The 20,841-nt window shown below is 41.5% G+C and carries 22 protein-coding genes; 9 read left to right on the forward strand and 13 right to left on the reverse strand.

All coding sequences use genetic code 11. From position 1 onward, the window contains the following. Positions 1–39 precede the first annotated feature (39 nt). The 6 genes from OFO10_RS01325 to OFO10_RS01350 are packed head-to-tail and all read right to left on the reverse strand — an operon-like array spanning position 40 to position 4,433. Positions 40–687 (reverse strand): CatB-related O-acetyltransferase, encoded by a 648-nt coding sequence (locus OFO10_RS01325; RefSeq protein WP_270865800.1) that lies wholly within the window; start codon positions 685–687, stop codon positions 40–42. A 34-nt stretch (positions 688–721) separates the two neighbouring features. Beyond that, entirely contained in the window at positions 722–1,180 is a 459-nt protein-coding gene (locus OFO10_RS01330) for a hypothetical protein (protein WP_270865801.1), read from the reverse strand. A 15-nt stretch (positions 1,181–1,195) separates the two neighbouring features. Next, positions 1,196–2,266 (reverse strand): chorismate synthase, encoded by a 1,071-nt coding sequence (aroC, locus tag OFO10_RS01335; protein WP_270865802.1) that lies wholly within the window; start codon positions 2,264–2,266, stop codon positions 1,196–1,198. An 8-nt stretch (positions 2,267–2,274) separates the two neighbouring features. Next, positions 2,275–2,946 carry a ribonuclease III gene (gene rnc / locus OFO10_RS01340; RefSeq protein ID WP_270865803.1) on the reverse strand — a complete coding sequence of 224 codons (672 nt, stop codon included), beginning with the start codon at positions 2,944–2,946 and terminating at the stop codon, positions 2,275–2,277. A 58-nt stretch (positions 2,947–3,004) separates the two neighbouring features. Further along, positions 3,005–3,430 (reverse strand): ribonuclease HI, encoded by a 426-nt coding sequence (gene rnhA, locus OFO10_RS01345; RefSeq protein WP_270858494.1) that lies wholly within the window; start codon positions 3,428–3,430, stop codon positions 3,005–3,007. Continuing rightward, complete coding sequence (locus tag OFO10_RS01350; RefSeq protein WP_270865804.1) at positions 3,408–4,433, reverse strand: tetratricopeptide repeat protein; 1,026 nt, start codon at positions 4,431–4,433, stop codon at positions 3,408–3,410. The genes rnhA and OFO10_RS01350 overlap by 23 nt, the downstream gene beginning before the upstream one ends. 60 nt (positions 4,434–4,493) lie before the next feature. Here OFO10_RS01350 and dnaG point away from each other — a divergent pair, with 60 nt between their 5' ends. Genes dnaG through OFO10_RS01365 form a run of 3 tightly spaced genes read left to right on the forward strand, consistent with a single transcriptional unit; the run spans position 4,494 to position 8,320 of the window. Then, positions 4,494–6,167 (forward strand): DNA primase, encoded by a 1,674-nt coding sequence (gene dnaG, locus OFO10_RS01355; protein ID WP_270865805.1) that lies wholly within the window; start codon positions 4,494–4,496, stop codon positions 6,165–6,167. Next, entirely contained in the window at positions 6,164–7,150 is a 987-nt protein-coding gene (locus OFO10_RS01360) for an argininosuccinate synthase domain-containing protein (protein WP_270865806.1), read from the forward strand. The genes dnaG and OFO10_RS01360 overlap by 4 nt, the downstream gene beginning before the upstream one ends. A 54-nt stretch (positions 7,151–7,204) precedes the next feature. Continuing rightward, a complete protein-coding gene (locus OFO10_RS01365; protein ID WP_270865807.1) occupies positions 7,205–8,320 on the forward strand; it encodes a DUF362 domain-containing protein in 1,116 nt (371 codons plus the stop codon). Between the two features lie 193 nt (positions 8,321–8,513). Here OFO10_RS01365 and OFO10_RS01370 read toward each other — a convergent pair whose 3' ends face one another. The 4 genes from OFO10_RS01370 to OFO10_RS01385 all read right to left on the reverse strand — a co-directional run bounded on the left by OFO10_RS01370 (position 8,514) and on the right by OFO10_RS01385 (position 12,468). Continuing rightward, positions 8,514–9,500 carry a cation diffusion facilitator family transporter gene (locus OFO10_RS01370; RefSeq protein ID WP_270865808.1) on the reverse strand — a complete coding sequence of 329 codons (987 nt, stop codon included), beginning with the start codon at positions 9,498–9,500 and terminating at the stop codon, positions 8,514–8,516. A gap of 84 nt (positions 9,501–9,584) precedes the next feature. Further along, on the reverse strand, positions 9,585–10,361 hold the full coding sequence (locus OFO10_RS01375; protein ID WP_270865809.1) for a UDP-N-acetylmuramate dehydrogenase: 777 nt from the start codon (positions 10,359–10,361) through the stop codon (positions 9,585–9,587). A gap of 37 nt (positions 10,362–10,398) precedes the next feature. After that, a complete protein-coding gene (locus tag OFO10_RS01380; RefSeq protein ID WP_270865810.1) occupies positions 10,399–11,250 on the reverse strand; it encodes a DUF3137 domain-containing protein in 852 nt (283 codons plus the stop codon). A 354-nt stretch (positions 11,251–11,604) separates the two neighbouring features. Further along, on the reverse strand, positions 11,605–12,468 hold the full coding sequence (locus OFO10_RS01385; RefSeq protein WP_270865811.1) for a menaquinone biosynthesis family protein: 864 nt from the start codon (positions 12,466–12,468) through the stop codon (positions 11,605–11,607). A 124-nt stretch (positions 12,469–12,592) separates the two neighbouring features. Here OFO10_RS01385 and recA point away from each other — a divergent pair, with 124 nt between their 5' ends. Genes recA through OFO10_RS01415 form a run of 6 tightly spaced genes read left to right on the forward strand, consistent with a single transcriptional unit; the run spans position 12,593 to position 17,414 of the window. Further along, a complete protein-coding gene (recA, locus tag OFO10_RS01390; RefSeq protein WP_270858502.1) occupies positions 12,593–13,630 on the forward strand; it encodes a recombinase RecA in 1,038 nt (345 codons plus the stop codon). After that, a complete protein-coding gene (gene eno, locus OFO10_RS01395; RefSeq protein WP_270865812.1) occupies positions 13,630–14,880 on the forward strand; it encodes a phosphopyruvate hydratase in 1,251 nt (416 codons plus the stop codon). Before recA ends, eno begins: the two co-directional genes overlap by 1 nt. After that, positions 14,880–15,413: an FtsB family cell division protein gene (locus OFO10_RS01400; protein WP_270865813.1), complete on the forward strand. Its 534-nt coding sequence runs from the start codon at positions 14,880–14,882 to the stop codon at positions 15,411–15,413. The genes eno and OFO10_RS01400 overlap by 1 nt, the downstream gene beginning before the upstream one ends. Then, positions 15,410–16,144: a hypothetical protein gene (locus OFO10_RS01405; protein WP_270865814.1), complete on the forward strand. Its 735-nt coding sequence runs from the start codon at positions 15,410–15,412 to the stop codon at positions 16,142–16,144. Before OFO10_RS01400 ends, OFO10_RS01405 begins: the two co-directional genes overlap by 4 nt. Before the next feature lie 9 nt (positions 16,145–16,153). Further along, positions 16,154–16,786 carry an NAD(P)H-dependent oxidoreductase gene (locus tag OFO10_RS01410; RefSeq protein ID WP_270865815.1) on the forward strand — a complete coding sequence of 211 codons (633 nt, stop codon included), beginning with the start codon at positions 16,154–16,156 and terminating at the stop codon, positions 16,784–16,786. Positions 16,787–16,796: 10 nt separating this feature from the next. Beyond that, complete coding sequence (locus tag OFO10_RS01415; RefSeq protein ID WP_270865816.1) at positions 16,797–17,414, forward strand: hypothetical protein; 618 nt, start codon at positions 16,797–16,799, stop codon at positions 17,412–17,414. A gap of 75 nt (positions 17,415–17,489) precedes the next feature. On the opposite strand, the gene OFO10_RS01420 is transcribed toward OFO10_RS01415, so the two are convergent. The 3 genes from OFO10_RS01420 to OFO10_RS01430 all read right to left on the reverse strand — a co-directional run bounded on the left by OFO10_RS01420 (position 17,490) and on the right by OFO10_RS01430 (position 20,836). Beyond that, entirely contained in the window at positions 17,490–19,295 is a 1,806-nt protein-coding gene (locus OFO10_RS01420) for a Na/Pi cotransporter family protein (protein ID WP_270865817.1), read from the reverse strand. A 155-nt stretch (positions 19,296–19,450) separates the two neighbouring features. Continuing rightward, a complete protein-coding gene (rplQ, locus tag OFO10_RS01425) occupies positions 19,451–19,807 on the reverse strand; it encodes a 50S ribosomal protein L17 (RefSeq protein WP_270858509.1) in 357 nt (118 codons plus the stop codon). Between the two features lie 9 nt (positions 19,808–19,816). Further along, positions 19,817–20,836 (reverse strand): DNA-directed RNA polymerase subunit alpha, encoded by a 1,020-nt coding sequence (locus OFO10_RS01430; protein ID WP_270865818.1) that lies wholly within the window; start codon positions 20,834–20,836, stop codon positions 19,817–19,819. Between the last annotated feature and the right edge of the window lie 5 nt (positions 20,837–20,841).

Raw genomic sequence — 20,841 nt, forward strand, 5'->3', positions numbered from 1 at the left:
AAATTTGCACCGCTAAATTTCAATCAAATTTCATTAAATTTATTCGGTTTTTCCAAGCATTTCTTTGATTTTTTCTTTCACTTTTTGCAAATCATCACTCGATAAAATCCCCGTTAAATTCTCTATTTCTTCCACGCTTTTATCCCACCATTTAAGAGTTAAAAGCAAATTTATCATCTCATCATCGAAGCGTTTTCGCACTAGTCGTGCAGGGTTTCCGGCGACTATGCTATACGGCGGTATTTCGCCGCCCACTACGCTACTAGCGCCGATTATCACGCCATCACCGATTTTAGCTCCCGGCAAGATAAGCGAGCGTTGCCCTATCCACACATCGTTTCCGACCACCGTGTCGCCTTTAATCGGCAGTTTATCAAGGCTTGGAGCGTCTTGCGAAAAGCCTTTAAAAATATAAAACGGAAATGTGCTAACACCGCCCATAGCGTGGTTTGCGCCGTTCATCATAAACTCCACCCCAAAACCTATTTGACAAAATTTGCCGATGATTAGCCTGTCGCCGATGAAATCATAATGGTGTGTAACCTGCCTCTCAAAATCCTGCCCAGCATAGTAGCTAAATTCGCCCACGATTATATTTTTATTTTTAATAGTAGGCTTAATGTAAGTTACGCTTTCTAGCCCCGATTTTAAGGGGAAAATTTCGTCCCAGTTTGGTAGAGTTTTCATAGTTTGTCCTTAAAATTTAGAATTTTAACGAAAATTAAAAATCCTGAAACCTGCGAGATTTTTCTTTTATGACAACTTGTGTGATATTTTGCTCCGATAGTCTTACAAATTCAGAAAAATCTACTTTTTTAAATTTGCCGTCTTGTTTATAAAGATAATATTTGCACGGGATAATAGAACTAGTTGGATTAAAAAAGCATTTTATATCTTTTATAATTCCATTTATTTCATCAGCATCTATAATTACAAGCAAATTTTCTTTATTTTCATCTGAAAGAATACTTGTAAGTTTGCTTTGTTCAAAATTTCGTATATAAAATTCATAACTGTGCAATGGTAAAGTACTAGTGTTTTTGCTATTATTAGCAAACCTAATAAGATGTATCGTCCCAGTATGCAATCTAGGTGTAAAAAGCGCAATCCCTATAAATACCAAAATAACCACCAAAAAAGCGTTAAAAATTTTCCTTTTTTTGCTTATTTTTGTTCCCATTTACGACCTCAAATTTTACCCATAAATTTTCTTTAAATTCCCCAAATTTGCACTTGCATTTAGCAAAAGTAAATCAGCTAAGATTAGCCGTAAAAGTGCTGTGCAGACGACACTACCACGCACTCCGATACAAGGATCATGGCGACCACGAAGCGAACAAATCGTTTCATCGCCGTTTTTATCAATCGTCGGCTGGTCGGCAAAAATGCTAGGGGTCGGCTTAAAATGCGTTTTTATGATGATTTGCTCTCCCGTTGTGATACCGCCTAGAATGCCCCCTGCGTGGTTTGATTTAAAACCATTTTTATCCATAAAATCGTTATTTTGTGAGCCAAATTTGCTTGAAGTTTCCACGCCGTCGCCGATCTCTACGGCTTTTACGCCGTTTAGCCCCATGAACGCCCCGCCGATTAACGCGTCAGCCTTAGCGTAAAGTGGCTCTCCAAGCCCCTTTGGCACGCCATTTGCGATTGTTAGCACACTTGCACCCACGCTCTCGCCTTTTTTCTTTAAATTTGCGATTAATTCTTTTTGCGAATTCTCCACACCCTTATCAAGCGCGAAAATCTCGCTATTATCAGCATTTGCGAAGTCTAAATTCTCAGCCTTTATTTCGCCCACGCTTAAAACTCCGCTTTTCACGCTCACGCCAAATTCATTTAAAAGCATCTGCGCAAACGCCCCACCTGCGACCCTTATTGCCGTTTCTCTTGCCGAGCTTCTGCCCCCGCCTCTGTGATCCCTAATGCCGTATTTAGCAAAATAGCCAAAATCAGCGTGTCCCGGGCGAAAAAGCTCTTTTAAATTTTCATAGTCTTTCGAGTGCTGATTTGCGTTGTAAATCACAAATCCTATCGGCGCGCCCGTGCTAAGCCCATCAAAAACGCCACTTAAAATCTGCACCTCATCGCTTTCTTTGCGAGAAGTGGCAAATTTACCGCCCGGTTTGCGTCTGTCTAGCTCGGCTTGTAAAAATTTAGTATCGATTTTCACACCCGCCGGAAAGCCGTCTAAAACGCCACCAATCGCCACGCCGTGGCTCTCCCCAAAAGTCGAAAGCCTGAGTTTTATACCTAGTGTGTTCATTTTTTATCCTAATTTTTTTCTAAAATCTCAATCGCAATCTTTGCTGCCTTTTGCTCGGCCTCTTTTTTGCTGTTTCCGATGTCCCTAGCAAACTCCTTGCCACCCACGAAAACCGCCATTTCAAAGCTTTTTTTATGATCAGGACCGGTTGAACCTAGTAAGCGATATTCGGGCGTAACGCCGAATTTTGCCTGCGTGATTTCTTGAAGCGAGGTTTTATAATCCTTCACAAGTTCGTTAAATTCGATCTTTGGATAAATTTTTTCTAGCAGAGTGGTTACGATTTTGGCCGTTTTTTCTAGCCCTACCTCCAAATACAGCGCGCCAATCGTCGCTTCAAAAGCGTCAGAAAGTAGCGAGTTTTTCTCCCTGCCGCCGTTTTTTTCCTCGGAAGCTGACATATTCAGACACGCCCCAATCCCCAAAAACCTAGCAAATTTCGAAAAACTCGTCTCATTGACAAGTGCCGCGCGCAGTTTGCTGAGATCTCCCTCGTTTGAGTTAAATTTCACAAACAAATACTCTCCCACTATCAAATCCATAACCGCGTCGCCCAAAAACTCCAATCTCTCGTTGTTTGCGCCATTTTTGGCGCTTCTGTGCGTTAGCGCGACCGTAAGCCTTGCTTTATCCTTAAATTTATAACCAAGTTTTTCTTCTAAATTTGATAAATTTTGCATTTTTTTCCTTTATTAAAATTGCAAAAATTCTTAAATTTAGCAACGCTCATTGCAAAATTTAAGCCTTTTTATATTTTTGCGCCTCGCCCCTAGCTAGGCTGTCGCAAGCCTCATTTTGCGGGTGTCCAGCATGCCCTTTGATCCATACGGCCGTGATTTTATGGCCGTTTGCCACTCTGATATACTCCCTCCATAAATCCTCGTTTTTTTTGTTTTTAAAATCCGTTTTTATCCACTTATGAAGCCACGAATTTATCGCATTTACCACATACTGACTATCTGTGATAAGCTCCACTTCGCACGGCTCTTTAAGCGCCTTTAAGCCCATAATCGCCGCGGTTAGCTCCATTTGGTTATTTGTAGCGCACGCACTGCCGCCGCATTCGCATTTTTTAGCGCCCTTGTATTCTAAAATATACGCCCAGCCCCCAGCTCCTGGGTTCCCAAGACTACTACCGTCGCTAAAAAGTCTGACCGATTTCATTGTTTGCTTCCGAGATTTTCGCGCCAACACCCACGCTAGCCATTTCGTAGCACACAGGGCAACGATGAGAAAATATCCCCACCTGGCTTTTGCATTTCGCGCACGAATACGAAAATGCTAAACTAGCCCCCGCAAATCCCGCTTCCTTCATCGCTACAAGGGCGTTTATTTCGAAAATTTGGCTAGGTTTTTCTGGTTTTTTCTCGCTTCTACCCAGCGCGTAAAAAAGCGCATTATAGTCGCTATCGCTCAAATTTACGGCTGTTTTTAGCGGATAGATTAAATCAATCACTTCGCCTAAATTTGGAAATTCGCTAAATTCGCCAAATGGCTCTTTGTTTTTGATAAAAAGCTCTATGCAAAATCTCTTTGCACCCTTGAAATTTAGGGCTAAAATTTGCCTTATTTTCTCGCTAAATGGCGTGTTTGCGTCATTTGCTATGATTTGAGCCCTGATATATTGCGCGCCTTGCCAGACATCTACACCTTGTTCTTGCAGTGCGTCTAAAACCTGCAACGCCTCGTCAAACCTGCGAAGCCTCTCATAAATTACGGTTAGGTGATTTAGCGCGGTTTGATTGCGTGGGCGCAGACGCAAAGCCTCCAAAAACACCTCCTCAGCCCTGCCCATAAATCCAGCTTTAAAATATACAATGCCTAAATTTGTCAGCACAAACTCCCTTTGTGCGCCGTTTGTGGTTTTATTTAGCGCGATTAGATAAATTTCAATCGCTCGCTCATAATCCCCGCTTTTGACAAAAGAATTCGCTAACACCCCAAGGGTAGGCTGATCGATTTGTGGGCTTGATAAAAGCTCGCGGTGAGCGTCGCTAAGCGCGTCGAGGGTGTCAAATTTTTTGATAAAATTCTCTAAATTTGTCCTTTCGTTTTTTTTGTGAAAAATCCCCCAAACATAGCTTAAAACGCTAACTAACAAAATAATGCTGATTAAAACAATTAGCCCAAAAATCGGATCGCGATCATCAAGAAAAAAATTGTCCAAATTTCGCCTCGTGGTATAAAATAAAGGGCGATTATAGCAAAGTGTGGGTATAATTTGCAAATGATTAAAAATGAAAGTATTGAAAGGCTTTTAGCCGTCGCTGATATCGTAGATGTCGTAGAAAGATATGTCCCACTCAAACGCTCTGGCTCAAATTTCGTCGGAATTTGCCCATTTCACGATGATTCGCACCCTAGTATGAGTGTGAGCTCACGGCTTGGGATTTTCCACTGTTTTTCGTGCAAGGCTGGCGGAAATGCTATAAAATTCGTCCAAGACTACGAAAAGCTAAATTTCAAAGAAGCCGTAGAAAAGCTAGCCTCGATGTATGGTTTCGAGCTCGAATACACAAATGAGCGCAATTTTCAACGCGAAGATAAAAAAATTTTAGAAATTTTAAATGCTTTTTACCAAAGTCAGCTTTATAACAATCCTAGCGCAGTAGAGTATCTGCACTCGCGCGGTCTTAGCGATGAGACGATACAGAAATTTGGCCTTGGCTGGGCTGGGTCTAGCGCGCAGACAATCCGTGTTTTGCAAAACGAGCAAATCGAAGCGCGCGACGCCTTTAATGTGGGTGCGATTAAACAAAACGAGCGCGGAAGCTACGCTAGCTTTATCGAGCGCATTACATTTCCGATTCACAACCACACGGGCAAAATCGTGGGCTTTGGCGGGCGCACGATTAGTGGCAATCCTGCCAAATATGTCAATTCGCCCCAGTGCGCGGTTTTTGATAAATCGCGGATTTTTTACGCTTACAATCTAGCCAAAAAAAGTGCGTATGATAAAAAAACTCTCATCATCACAGAGGGCTATATGGATGTCATAATGCTTCACCAAGCAGGTATCGACAACGCAGTAGCCGTGCTTGGCACAGCTTTGACGCCACTACATTTGCCACTGATTAAGCGCGGGGATTTGCGCGTGATTTTAAGCTTCGACGGAGATAGCGCAGGAATCAATGCTGCGATAAAAAGTGCAAGACTCTTATGCGCAAACGGCATTGATAATAGCGTGGTTATCATAGGCGGTGGCGCAGATCCAGCCGATATGGTGCAAGCTGGTAAAGTGCGCGAACTAGCCCAAATTTACGCTAATGGCATGGAGGGCGGAGAGTTTTTGATCCGTGAAATCGCCAAAAAATACGACCTAACCCGCCCAGTGCAAAAAGAGCAGGCTCTAAATGAAATCAAAGAATTTACTAACGCGCTAAATCCCGTGGTAGCGCAGTCATATACGAGTTTGGTAGCGCAAATTTTAGATGTTTCGCCTAGTGCGTTTTCGCTAAGTTCAAATTCGGGTGCGAGCGCAAATTTCGCGCCAAAGCCGAGTGTCAAAGCCGAGCCAAACGCGCCAAAACCAGAAAGCTCAAATTTAAAAGACATAACCGAGCTTCAAGTCATAAAATCCATGCTTTTAAACGAAAATTTCATGGCAAACGGCCTAAACTGCCTTAGCGTGCAGGATTTCCGTATGCATAGCAGGGTCTATGAAGCCCTAATATCAGCGCAAAAAAGCGAAGATGACGAGCAAAGTCTGCGCGCGCTTGCCTTGGATAATAAAATTTTAGCCATTACAAATGAGACAAATTTTATCAGAGCCTGCATGCTTCTTCGTCGCAGGGTTTTAGAGGAGCAAATGCAAAAATTGCTTGTTTCAAACGACCCTGATAGGCTCGATAAAATCCTCGAATATCAAAAAAAAATAAACGAATTAAAAGGAAAAAAATGAAGGCACTCGCACTTTTTAGCGGTGGGTTAGATTCGATGCTAGCCATAAAATTAATAACTATGCAAAATATCGCCGTAACGGCACTTTATATGGATATTGGCTTTGGTGGTAAAGATGATAAAAGCGAGATTATGAGCGAGCGAGCGCGCATGGCTGGGGCTGAGTTTTTGCGCGTGGATATCAGAGATGAGTATTTGCAAAATGTGCTTTTTAGCCCAAAATACGGATACGGCAAGCAGTTTAACCCCTGTATAGACTGCCACGGGTATATGTTTAAAACCGCGCTTTCTATGTTAGGGGCGCATGGGGCTAGTTTTGTGATTTCTGGCGAGGTGCTAGGACAGCGCCCGATGAGCCAAAGAGCCGCTGCAATGGCGCAGGTGCGCAAACTAAGTAGCGATGAAAATAACCTAATCTTGCGCCCGCTAAGTGCGAAACTCATGGCACCAAGCGCGCCCGAAATCAACGGCTGGGTCGATCGCGAAAAACTGCTAGATATCAGTGGCAGGGGGCGAACGCGCCAAATGGAGTTAGCGGGGGAATTGGGCTTCGATGATTACGAAACGCCAGCTGGCGGGTGTTTGCTTACTATCCAAAGCTACGCCGATAAAATCAAAGATATGATGAAATTTGAAAAATTACAGACTTCGCAGGACGCTGAAATTTTAAAATTTGGCCGTCATTTGCGCCTAAACGGTGGCGCAAAAATGATAATCGGACGCAACGAAGATGATAATGCGCGCCTAAGAAATATCCAAAATCCTAAATTTACTCGCATTAAATTTATCGAGCCACTCGTAGGTGCATACTCGCTCATTTCGCGTGGTGCTAGTCGCGATGACATGGAGTTAGCGGCGAAATTTGCGCTAACTTATATGAAATTTCAACCAGGCAAAAGCTACGAAGTCATCATCGAAAATGAAAAATTTATAGCCACGCCGTTTGAGGATAAAGCCGAAGCGCAAAAATATTTTATTAACTGAATTATTTTATAATAGTAAGAACTATATAATATTTATGAAAGAGAGGTATAGGCTATGGAAGATATTGTAAGGCGCAAGTTTGTGAAAATGGCAGGAGCCGCAGCGGCACTTGGAGCTCTCTCAAACTATGCTAGCGCAACGGAGAAAAAAGACGAAACAAGCGCGTCTAAAACCCCAGTTCCAGGGACTGGCGGAGAACGCTATATCCCGTATGACCAGCGAAAAGGGCCTGAGTCTTATGTGTATTTTACAAGGGATCTCTCTCCCGCAGGACTAGTCAAAATATTTGATAAAATCAAAAGCGTATTGGTCGGAAAAGTTGCGGTCAAACTCCACACCGGAGAGCCTCATGGACCAAATATTATTCCACGCCCATGGGTAAAGGAGCTTATGAGCTCTCGTCTTGCTAATGCCTCTATTGTAGAGACAAACACCTATTACGCAGGCGCGAGGTATAATACCGAAGATCACCGCAAAACTCTCGAAACAAATGGCTGGACTTTTTCTAGGGTAGATATAATAGACGAAGCTGGGACAGCGTTGCTACCGGTGCCACATGGCAAATGGTTCAACGAAATGTCTATGGGAAAAAATATCCTTGATTATGATTCGTTTCTTGCCCTTACTCACTTCAAGGGACACATGATGGGTGGATTTGGCGGTTCGAATAAAAATATCGGTATCGGTTGCGCTGACGGACGAATAGGCAAAAAATGGATCCACTCCGCAGAGGGTAAAGATCAGTGGAGCATCAGTGAAGAAGAGCTTATGGAGCGCATGAGCGAATCTACCAAAGCAATAACGACATATTTCGCTCACAAAATCGCCTTTATAAATGTATTGCGCAATATGAGTGTTTCTTGCGACTGCGAAGGAACTGCCGCAGCCCCTGTCGTAACGCCAGATATCGGCATTGTCGCCTCGCTTGATATCCTAGCAGCAGATCAGGCATCAGTTGATCTCGTCTATGCCTTGCCAGAGTCATCAAAGCACGATCTCGTCGAGCGCATAGAAACTCGCCATGGTCTTAGACAGCTTTCGTATATGAAGGAAATGGATATGGGTAACGACCGCTATCACCTGATAGATATAGATAACGGCGATGTGGAAATCAAAGTAGCAGACGCCGTAAGGGGTATCAGCGGAAAATGGGTCTATGACGGTCAGTAAATAAAACTATCAGTAAAATTCATTGGGCATAAATTTAAAATTTTATGCCCAATCTGTCATTGCGAGAAGCGATAGCGACGAAGCAATCTGCGAATTTAAAATTCAAGGTTAGTGTTTTTGCAAAATTTCAAAATTTTGCCTAAAATTTAAGAAATCGTTCAATGTTAAATTTCGCGCGAATTTAACACAAATTTCAACTCCACTCTGGCTGAAATGTGCAGTGTGTGATACGCAAATTTTGCATTAAATTTTGCGATAATTCACCGATGATTTGCGAAAATTTATCTAAATTTTCCCTCTCTATGACGATATGAGCGGTCAAAACATAAAAATTATGCGTAATTTCGCTGAGGTGAATATCGTGCGTATCCAGCACAAACTCATGCGATAAAATTTCATTTTTTATGCTTTGTATAGGTATCGGCGAAGTCTCTAAAAGCACATTTACGCTATCTTTCGCCAAAGAATATGACCATTTTCCAATCACAAAGGCAATCATCATAGCCAAAACGCAATCCACCCAAAACGCACCCGTAAAATACACAATCACAGCACCCAAAATGACGCCAACCGAGCTTAGCAAATCGCTCATCATGTGTATGAAACTGGATTTTATATTTATGTTTTGCATATCGGCTTTGATTAGCAAAAGCCCGCTCATCGCGTTTGCTACAAACCCGATAAAAGCAGCCACCAAAAGGGTTTTTGCGTCTATGCTTTCAGGGTTTATCAGTTTGCACACAGCCTCATACACGATAAAAAGGGCGAACCCAAAACTCATAATAGAATTTACAAAAGCGACTAAAATCTCAGCTCTAAAAAATCCAAATGTCCGTTCATTTCCACCGCTAAATTCCGAAATTTTCACCGCAAAATAGCTTAAAGTCAAGGCGAAAGCGTGACTAAACATGTGCAAAGTATCGCTTAAAAGCGCGAGAGAATTTGTAATGATAGAATAAACAAATTGAAAAATCATCGCAAAAATCGTAATTGCGATACAAATTTTAAGCATTTTTTTGTTTGTGTTCGCCCCCACTGCGTGGCTGTGATCGTGGTGCGAGTGAGCGTGGTCGCCAAAATGCTCGTGGCCGTGCGAGTTGCCATGAGAGTGGCTGTGCGAGTGCGACGCTTGGCTTGGGATAATAGGTTTATGGCTATAAAAATCGTGCTTGCAAGTCATGAAAAACTCCGTGATTAATTTGGCTAGCCTATATCGCAAATTCGCTTAAAATTTATTTATCAGCAAGCGCACGCAAACCACGCGTTACAAAATCACCACTTCTTCGTGTAAATCCACGCCAAATTCGGCTTTTACGCGCATTTTGGCTAAATTTATGAGCGTGATTGCCTCAAAATATGTCGCATCGCCGTAATTGATAAGAAAATTTGCGTGGATTTCGCTCAATCCGCACCCGCCGACACGAAAGCCTTTTAAGCCCACTGCTTCGATGAGCCTACCGGCACTTTCGCCCTGCGGGTTTTTAAAACAGCTTCCAAAACTTGCACCTTTTGGTTGATTTGCCCTTTTTTGCGCGATTGCTTCGCTAAGGGTTGCATTAAATCCATGCGAAACTTTAAATTTGGCTTCCAAAATAATGCCGTTAATTTCGCTGTGGCGATAGGCGAAATTTAACTCGTCTTTGCCAAATTCGCCAAGATTTGTGCGAACGCTAATGAGATTTTGCGAAATTTCAAAGCCCATAAGCCCAGCGTTCATCGTAAGAAGTCCGCCAAGTGTGCCCGGGATATTTTTTAAAAACTCGAAATTTGCGAGATTTTGCTGTTTTGCGAAGTTGTAAATTTTTGCACTTTTTGTTTTTGCGCCGATTTTTAAAATGTCGCCGTCAAGCGAAATAAAATCAAATTTATCGCTTAAAATTCCTAATTGTGGCGGATTTGGCGAGATTAAAAGATTATTTGCCCCACCCACGACAAAGCCGTTAAATTCGCTGTTTTCATCTAAAACTTCAACTTTTTCAACGCCCCCGATTTTCACCGAACTATATTTCGAAAAGTCAATTTCTTTATAAATTTTTGCCATAACTATGCCTTAAATTTTTGCGTTATTATACAATATTTCACACTTTCCAAATTCTTGTATTTAAATTTAGCGTTTTAACTATTGATAAAAAGTGCGAGAGTTCTGTTTTGATAATTCTATCCGATTTTATCGCACTTATATCGATATTTGGCTCGAAATTATCCTTGCCTGTATCGATAAAAATGTAAATTTTGCTTCCCACAAAGCTAATGCTAATCGGAAAATTTAAATGCCATTTTAGGCTTAAAATTCTCTTCATCAATGCAGGGCTTAATATATACATAGCATTTATAGCATCTGTGCTATAAACTTCGAAAGTGCGGTTAAATTTCGTGTCGTCCATAACGATTTTTTTCAAATTTTCCGCGGTTTTTATCTTGCTGTCTTTTGATTTTATGAAAGTTTTTGATTTTATGTTTTTGTTAAATTCGGCATAAAAAAACACGCCAAAATACAGCGCGTCTTTTAGCTCTTTTTTGATGATTAAATCGCAAAAAACAAATTCTACCTTGTCGATTTTCCCGCAAATTTTATCGTTTATGTTTGAAATTTCGGACGGGTTAAATAATTTACTATGTTTTAAGATTATTTGGTCTAATGAGCCTTTTTCTTGGTATTCATAGCCAAATTTTGCAAGATAGTCCTTTAAATATCTATTTTTGAATAAATCTTTGTATTTTTTTATTTCGTCCATTTTTGCGAATTTCACAAGCAATAAAAATGACATAATCATAGCAAGTATTGTAAATATCGCAAGTAATACATAGCCGAAATTTGGTATAAATTTGGTTATATCATCAGCAAAATACATTAAAATTAACAGTGGCAAAAATGGCATTATGTATCTTTTTATGGTCATAGGCTGGTCTTCGTCAATAAAATCTAACATTATATATTTCATTGCTGACATACCAAATATTACAATAGCCAAAGGCAAAGCAAATTCTATATCGCCAAATTTATATAACAAAAATCCGACCGCAATTGGGATTGCGAGAGTTGAAAGAAAAAACGGAATTTTTAGTCCGTTAATTTTATTTAATGCTAATTTTCTTAAAACTTCTATTTCTCTTATAGTCAAATTTGCTCACTTTAAATTTAATTTAAAAACGCCTGACGGCGTGGCTGGATTGCTTCGCTCGTTACACTCGCTCGCAATGACAAATTAGGCAAAATTTACACTCGATTTGTCATTGCCACGAATTTAAAATTTCGGGGCAGTATTTTTGCGAAATTTAAAATTCTACGAATTCCTAATCTCGCTATACTCCGTCGGTATCAGCATATCTCTTGCGCAAATTTGCTCAGCGTAAAAGCCATGCTGGGAGCCCAAATCAAAAAGCTTTTGCACTGCGTTTAATTGCGTTTCGTTCATTGAAATCGAATTCTCGTTTGCATACAGCCCTAGATACTTTTCTAGTTTTTTATCATCAACCCGCACCAAATCTCGCTCAATCAGCATTTTTGAAAGCAAAGATTTATTTGCATGAGCGACCCGCACGGCGTCAGTTAGCACCCTTTCGCATTCAATCGCGTCTGTGAGTGGCAGCGATCTGCGAAGCGCCATACCGCCAAGCGGAAGCGGTAAATTTTCGCCGTTTAACTCGCTCCAAATGTCCCAAATTTCGCGCTCCACGCACAAATCGCTAGAAAAATCCAAAATGCTTTCGTGTATCAGCACCCCGGCATCGACTTCTCCGCTAAGCACGGCGTTTTCGATCTCTAAGAAATTTTTATACACAATCCTAGCGTTTGGATAAGCAATGCGAAAAATCATCGCATTTGTCGTGTGTTCGCCACTTAGGGCGACTTTGAAATTCGGTTTTAGCTTTACGCCTTTTTTCTTTATCAGTTTTGGCCCATAGCCTTCGCCAAAGCTCACGGCCGTGCGAAGCAAAGCATAATCAGCGTAAATTTTTGGATACAATGCAAAAGAGATCGCACAAACATCGTAAGTCCCAGCCAAAGATGCTAAATTTAGCGTTTGAATATCGTCCGCGTGGTTAGAAAATCTCAGCCACGAAGAATTTACCCAGCCAAATTTTATCGCCATATACATAAAAATATCGTCCGCATCGGGCGAGTGAGCAACGCTAATGTTTTTCATAATCTTACCTTAAATTTGATTTTGTGCAATCATAACAAAAAAGGGTTAAATTTCGCCATATAACACAACCTATTATTAAAGTTATTTTGCTAAAATCAGCGGTAAATTTTTTTTAAGGAACACTATGGACGAAGGAAAGAAAAAAACCCTTGACGCCGCGCTAAAATCGATTGACAAAGCGTTTGGCAAAGGCACTTTGGTTCGCCTTGGCGATAAGCAAGTCGAGGCGATCGACGCGATATCCACAGGCTCAGTCGGCCTTGATATCGCCCTTGGAATCGGTGGCGTGCCAAAGGGCAGAATTATCGAAATTTACGGACCAGAAAGCTCTGGTAAAACTACTTTGACACTTCATATCATCGCCGAGTGCCAAAAGGCTGGTGGAATCTGCGCTTTTGTCGATGCCGAGCACGCGCTAGATGTCAAATACGCCGCAAATTTGGGCGTAGATACAGACAATCTATATGTGAGCCAACCAGACTTTGGCGAGCAGGCCCTTGATATCGTCGAAACCCTAGCCAAAAGTGGTGCGATTGATTTGATAATTGTAGATAGCGTCGCAGCACTTACACCAAAGAGCGAAATCGACGGCGATATGGGCGATCAGCATGTAGGACTTCAAGCCCGCCTTATGAGCCAAGCGCTTCGCAAACTCACAGGCGTCGTGCATAAAATGGGAACAACGGTGATTTTCATCAACCAAATTCGTATGAAAATCGGTATGACAGGATACGGCTCGCCAGAGACCACCACAGGCGGAAATGCGCTGAAATTTTACTCATCAGTGCGTATCGATATCCGCAAAATCGCCACACTCAAACAAAACGAGGAACCAATCGGCAACCGCGCGAAGGTAAAAGTGGTCAAAAACAAGGTCGCTCCGCCATTTAAAGTGGCTGAATTTGACATTATGTTTGGCAAGGGCGTTTCCAAAGTCGGCGAGTTAATAGATTATGGCGTCAAACTCGACATTGTCGATAAAAGTGGCGCGTGGTTTAGCTATGGCGATACGAAGCTTGGTCAAGGCAGAGAAAACGCCAAAATTTACCTAGAAAATAACCCGAGCGTAGCTGATGAAATTCTGGGCAAAATAAAAGAACAAATGGGAAGCGAAGGCGTGAATTTAAGCGATTCTAGCGATGATGATAAAGGAGAAGAATAATGGTATTTGTAGAAAATGTGTATGCAATCGAGGTTTTAGATAGCAGAGGTAATCCGACAGTAAAAGCCACAGTCGAGCTAAGCGACGGCACAGTAGCGAGCGCAGTAGTGCCAAGTGGGGCGAGTACAGGCAAAAGAGAGGCTTTGGAGTTACGCGATAAAGACGCGAGATTTGGCGGAAAAGGCGTGCTAAAAGCGGTCGCTAATGTAAATGAAGCAATCGCTGAGGCAATCGTGGGAGCCGATGCGTATAATCAAAAATTTATCGATGATACTATGTTAGAGCTTGACGGCACTGAGAATTACTCAAATTTAGGCGCAAATGCTGTTTTGGGCGTTTCTATGGCGGTTGCAAGAGCGGCTGCGAAAAGCCTAAATATGCCACTATATCGCTATTTGGGCGGGGCGAACGCTAGCATTTTGCCTGTGCCGATGTTTAATATCATCAATGGTGGCGCGCACGCAAACAACAGCGTGGATTTCCAAGAATTTATGATTATGCCGTTTGGTTTCGATAATTTCAGCGACGCTTTGCGCGCAGCAGCTGAGATTTATCAAACTTTAAAGAAAATCCTAAATGACGCAGGGCATAGCACGGCTGTGGGCGATGAGGGTGGTTTCGCACCAAATTTAAAAGACAACGAAGAGCCGATTAAAATCATAATGAGTGCAATCGAAAAAGCTGGTTACAAAGCAGGAGAACAAATTAAAATCGCCCTAGATGTCGCTTCTAGTGAGCTTTACGAGGACGGAAAATACAAATTAGAAGGCAGAGAATTCACAAGCGAAGAGTTAATCGAATACTACGCGAATTTGTGTGAAAAATACCCAATTTTCTCAATCGAAGATGGCCTAAGCGAAGACGACTGGGACGGCTGGAAAAAGCTAACCGAGCGCCTTGGCAAAAAAGTGCAACTTGTGGGCGATGATTTGTTTGTAACAAACGAGAAAATTTTGCTAGAAGGTATCAAAAAAGGCGTGGCAAATGCGATTTTGATTAAACCAAATCAAATTGGCTCTGTTAGCCAAACCATGCAAACCGTCCGCCTAGCGCAACGCAACGGCTATCGCTGCATTATGAGCCACAGAAGCGGCGAGAGCGAAGATGCGTTTATCGCTGATTTTGCGGTCGCGCTAAATACAGGTGAAATCAAAACAGGCGCTACTTCAAGAAGCGAGCGCAACGCAAAATACAATCGCTTGCTTGAAATCGAGTGCGAAAGCGACGAATTTTTGGGCAACAAACTATAATGCTTTTTAAAAAAAAGGGTAGTGGTGCGCGTGAGCTTGGCTCTTACGCCCAGCGCGCACAATTTGGCGATGATAGCGAAATTTTAAGCCAAATCGGGGCTAAATTTTACGATGAGCAAGAGGGCAAAAGTGAAAATTTAGCCGGGAATTTCTACGAGCAAGAATTTGGCGCAAATTCGGCGCAAAAGCCAAATTTGGGCGCAAATTCTACTCGCACAGCGAATACTGTGCCAAAACAAAATTCTCAAAATTCTCAAAATTCGCCAAAATTTAGCAAACCTAGAAATTTCAGAAAAATCGAATCGCCATTTAAAAAGATCGCCATTGCGCTTTGCGGGTTAGTGGCTATCGCTTATGCTGGATTTTTCTTATACGATGTGCTTTTTGGCAAGCGCTCGTTGGAGGTTTTGCGCGATTTGCAAAAGCAAAAGGCATTTTTGTTTTCGGATATCGAGAGGCTAAAAAGCGAAAACGCCGAGCTTCAAAAGACATATTTGGAGCGCAGATTGCTAGATCCGGATTTGGTTAAATGAAAATTTTACTACCCTTTTTATGCGCAGTTTTACTGCTAGCTGATACGAATTCTAGCGCGAATTTAGACGCCAATTCCACAAACAAAGACAAAAATTCAAGCGCAGAGCAAAATTTAAGTGCGCCTAAATTTCAAGTCATAAAGCCAATAATCCCGCCAGATGACTTCACCTCGCAGCTGTTTTCGCTCCCCTCAAACGCAAAGGTAATCACACAAATCGTGGTGCGTTACAGCGACGAAAACGGCGCAACACAGGAAAAAATCATCGACATAAATCGCTCTGTGGATTGGCGAGATGATTTTATGCTAAGCGCACGAGCTAAACCTGCTCTTTCTAAAATTTTAGATGTTTCTGTCACTTCAAACGACCCAAATTTGGAGCAAAACGGCGGTATTTCTATACCTAAGCCATATTTTACGCCACGCCTTGATTTGCCGTTAGAGACGATTAAATTTGACGATAAATTGCAGTTTGTTATCAAAAATCATAGTCTTGAAATCATCACAAAAGATGAGCTCAAATCCCTCGACATAAACAAAAGCAAATTTGCAAAAATCGAGCTTTTTAGGGACGAAATGAAGCTTAGTCAGGCCGGATTTATGGTAAATGTGGGCGGGTTTTATGACATTAATATCACCAGAGATGAGGGTTTTTACACCCTCGAAATCAGTGGCGAATCAAACGCTAGCTTTGAAAATTTCGCCAATGGCTACATAATCAAACTAAAATAAGGAGAGAGTATGACACATACAGAAATTTTAAATTTTCGCCACGCATGCAAAATTTTTGACGAAAACAAAAAAATATCAGACGAGGATTTCAGAGCAATCCTAGAAGCTGGAATTTTAGCTCCAAGCTCGACTGGGCTTGAACAATGGGATTTTTTGGTTATACAAAATGATGAAATGAAGCAAAAAATTTGCAATCTTTGCTGGAAACAGCCTCAAATCACCACCTCAGCGCGCCTTGTCGTAATCATGGCGAAAATTTCTGAGCTCAAAAACGGTAGCGAATACATCGCCAAAATGATTTCTCGCCGTGAGGACAAAAGCGCAGAAGAGCGCGAAGCGAGGGTGAAATTCTACGATGAATTTTTAAATGCAAATTTCAAAAATGACGATGAATTGCTATTTGGCTGGTCGCACGCTCAGTGTATGTTCGCAGCGATGACTATGATGAACGAGGCCGCAAGTCGTGGGATCGATAGCTGTGCAATCGAGGGGATTGATGATAGGGCTGAGCTTACAAGAGTGCTAGGATACGAGCCAAACGACCGCCGCGTGGCACTCGTGCTTCCGTTTGGATACCGCGTAAATCCACAGCCTAAAAAACTGCGCCGTGCATTTGACGATGTCGTAAAAGTGATAAAATAAAGGAAATTTCGTGAAAAAGCTTTTTTCTTTTGCCCTTGTTTGCGCGCTTTTTGCTGGTTGTGCGCACAAGGCCGAGTTCAAAAACGGCGCAGATGTCGCCCCGTATGATGAAAATATCCTAGTCGCAAACGCCATGCAGGAAGCCCAAATTTATATCCCGGCTGAGATTATGAGCGAGCAAACTTTCGTCTCTTCAACTAGCCTTGGTAAGAAAAAGGATCTAACCCTTAGCCTTGGCGAGTTTGTCGGAGGCGAGACAAAGCGATTTATCGGCTCGTATTTGGTGCGAGCAAATACGATAAGCGATGAAAAACTTATAAGCCCTAGCGCGCTTTTAGTCGTCCCGCAAATCAACGATTTTAAATTTGGCTTTTATAGCGCAGACGGCTTTGATGTGACGGCAAAACCATTTATCAGCTACGATTTGAAGCTTAAAATTCTAAAAAACGGCAAGCCGATTTATAATAAAACAATCTCTACAAACGAGAGAAATTTCGGTGATAGCGAGTTTTTCGGCGGTGGAGATGGCTCGTATGAGCAACTAGCTGAAATTTTCCAAAAAGCCCTTGCTAACGACTATGCAATCCATGCCAGAGAGATTATCGATACGATAAATTTGGCAGATTAATCCAAATGCCCCTTTACCAAAAGGGGCTAAATTTGGTGCGAATTTACTACTTAAATTTGACACAAAAGCGAAATTTCACGCCTCTTTTGGGCGCAGATTATCGCGAATAATTTCAAAATCATCATTTTCTTTGCCGTAATTAAATGTAATTTCCACGATTTTTAAAAGCCTAGAAGTGATTTCATTGACGATTTCCATATCGTTCATCAGCGAGGTCGCCATTTTGTTTGAAATGAGCTTTTCGGCTAGAAGTTTATCGGGTGCAAGCGCACTTTTGCGGTATTCTTCAAAAAGCGCCCTAAGCTCCTTCATACCCTCTTTGCTATCAATTTCGAAATCGCGCAAACTCTCCATAATGCGAAGCATTTTTACGATTTTTGCGCGCAGTTTGTCGTATTCGGCGCGGATATGTTCGTTCGATGAGCTCATAAATTTAAAGATATTTGGCTGGATTAGTTTGACATCTTTTAGCGTTTCGGCTAGAAGCAAGCTTGCCCTGCGGATATTCATAAAGCGCGCCAAATCGCTGTCTTTGGCGTTTGCGCTAGCGCCGATGAGGTAGTCTGTGATTTGCGAATAAAGCTCTTTGAAGCGGTTTTCGTAAAGCTCGTCGAAATTTATCTCCTTTGGCTTCGAGCGTTTGGCGATAATCTCAGCCGAGCCAAGCTCCGAGCTAAGGTCATTTTTGCTAATGCTGATTGATTTTGCCACGATTGAGACGGTGTTAGAATACAGCCTGCCCATTTCTTTGATAAGCAGGATAAATGCCGTATTTGGCACCTTTTGCGCGTTTTCATCGAGAAATTTTGCCTTGATGATTTTGGCGCGTTTGACCTTGCCGGTAATGATTTTATTTAGTAAAATTTCTAGTTTCGAGATCAGCGGATAAAAAATCATGCACCCAAAAGTATTAAAAATCGTGTGAAAAACAGCGAGTTTGATTGCGTAATCATCGCTTTTTATCCCCACATACGCACTCACCCAGTCTGTGGCTATGACAAAATATTTTATCAAAGCGATTACCAAAACAGCCGTGGCGACATTGAAAATCACATGGCCAAGCATTAGCTTTTTTCCGTCAAAATTCGCTGAAAGCGAGCCGATGACTGCCACGATTGTGCTTCCGATATTTGAGCCAATGGCGATTGCGATTGCGTTTTCGTAGCTTATCTGCGATGCGCCAAGAGCTGCGATGACAAGGGCAAGTGTGGCGTGCGAGCTCTGGGTCAGTATCGTAATGACAATACCCACAAATGTGTAAATCAAAAGCCCGCCAAAGCCGCTCATTGCGTATTTTGCTAGATCGACCGTCTCTTTGATCTCCTCAAATCCGCCCTTCATATAGTGGATTCCTAAAAATAAAAGCCCTAAGCTAAATAAAAAATAGCCAAAACTTTTGGAATTTTGGTTTTTGGTGAATAAAAACAGCGAGCCTAGAATTATCAGAGGCATTGCGTAGTATGCGATTTGCGTTTTTAGCCCCAGGGCAAAGAGCCAACCGCCAGAAACCGTGCCTAAATTTGCCCCGCAAATGATAGCTAGCCCAGCGCTAAGCCCGATTAGCCCCGCGCTTAAAAACGATATCGCAAGCACGCTAACTAGGCCACTTGATTGCATGATAAAGGTCGTGATAAACCCGAAAAGGAAGCTTTTAAATTTGCTAGAAGTTACGCTGTGTAAGAAATTTTCGATTATGCTTAGACCGCTTAGGGCTTGATTTAGCAAATTTATCGCAAAGATAAAAATGCAAATTCCAAAGGCGATTGTCATAAAGCTTTTCGAATACGCCATTAGCACACAGGCGATGATAAGGATAAGGCCAAAGGCGATTTTGTGCCTTAAATCAATTAGTTTTTTTAAAAAATCATTTTGGATTTGCAACTTTTTCCTTTTTTTATTTTTAAGGCTTTTAAAAGTCGAAATATTACAATATTTTGCGTAAATTTGGGATTAAAATCTAAATTTAAAGGTTGAAATTTAAAGGGAAATTTGAAGAATTTTAAAATTTAAAATTCGGGATTTCTCCCGAATTTTGATTATTTGCTAATTAGCTCGATGTATGCCATCTCAGCTGCGTCGCCACGGCGAACGCGAGTTTTGATGATACGAGTATAGCCACCATTTACGCCCTCGTATTTTGGAGCGATTTCGGTAACTAGTTTGTTTGTTGCGCCTTTGTCTTGTAATGCAGCGAAAACAAATCTATGAGCTTCGCTATCGCCTTTTCTAGCTCTTGTGATTAGTTTTTCAGCATAACTTCTAAGCTCTTTTGCCTTAGGAAGCGTTGTCTCGATTTTGCCGCTATTTACTAATGCGATAGTTAAATTTTTTAGCAGTGCAGCACGATGAGACGAAGTGCGACCTAGCTTTCTATATCCGTGATTGTGTCTCATTTATTATCCTTAATTTTTTGATTGTGCTTTAAGCTCTTCAAGCTTTTGTTTAAGGCTATCTTTTTTGCTTAAAAATTCTGGTTTATCATTACTCAATGGATAACCGATTTCTTCCATAATGCCTTTAATCTCTTCAAGAGATTTTTTACCTAAATTTTTAAGGTCTTTTAGCTCTGATTCGCTCATAATAGCGATTTCACCGACAAATTTAATATCGGCTTTTTCTAAGCAGTTAAAGCTTCTTGCACTTAAATTCAAACTATTAATGCTTTCAAATAATTTAGCAAATTCTGAATTTGTAGGGATTTGTTTTCCCAAAGTATCAGAAATATTAATATTTACTATGCCTTTGAAAACGCTTAGTTGTTGATACATAGCCTCTAACGCATTTTTAAATGCGTCGATTGCGCTTACTTGTCCGTCAGTTGTGATCGTAAATACTACTCTTTCGAAGTCTGGGTTATCCTCGACTAGGATATTTTCGATATCATACACTGCTTTTGTAACAGGCGTAAAGAAAGCGTCAAGCGCGATATAATCGCTATCAAGAGTGTCTCTTATCTCTTCGCTTGGAACATAACCAATGCCCTTTTCTACGATTAGAGTAAATTTCAAATCGGCATCTTCGTTAATAGTAGCCAAATATGCGCTAGGATTTACTACATCGACCAAATTGTTGGCAAGATCACTTCCGCAAATCTCTTTTGGTCCTTTGAAGCTGTATTCTACAACCTCTCTTTTTGAATCGCCTTTGATTTTAAATCTTAGGCTTTTCAAATTTATGATAAATGCAGCAACATCTTCGAGCATACCTCTCATACTATCAAATTCGTGGGTTACACCCTCGATTTTGACAGCAGTCGGAGCGAATCCGACGGTGCTAGTATATAGCAATCTTCTTAAAGGGTGAGCCAGAGTGACGCCGTATCCTGTCTCAAAAGGATATGCTACGATTTTAGCAACATTTTCGCTGACATTTTCAACCTTTAATTCAGTTGGCATATGAGCTGATGTTGTAATTTTTCTCATGTTTC

The sequence above is a fragment of the Campylobacter sp. VBCF_06 NA8 genome, assembly GCF_027737825.1.
Classification (GTDB): Bacteria; Campylobacterota; Campylobacteria; order Campylobacterales; family Campylobacteraceae; genus Campylobacter_B.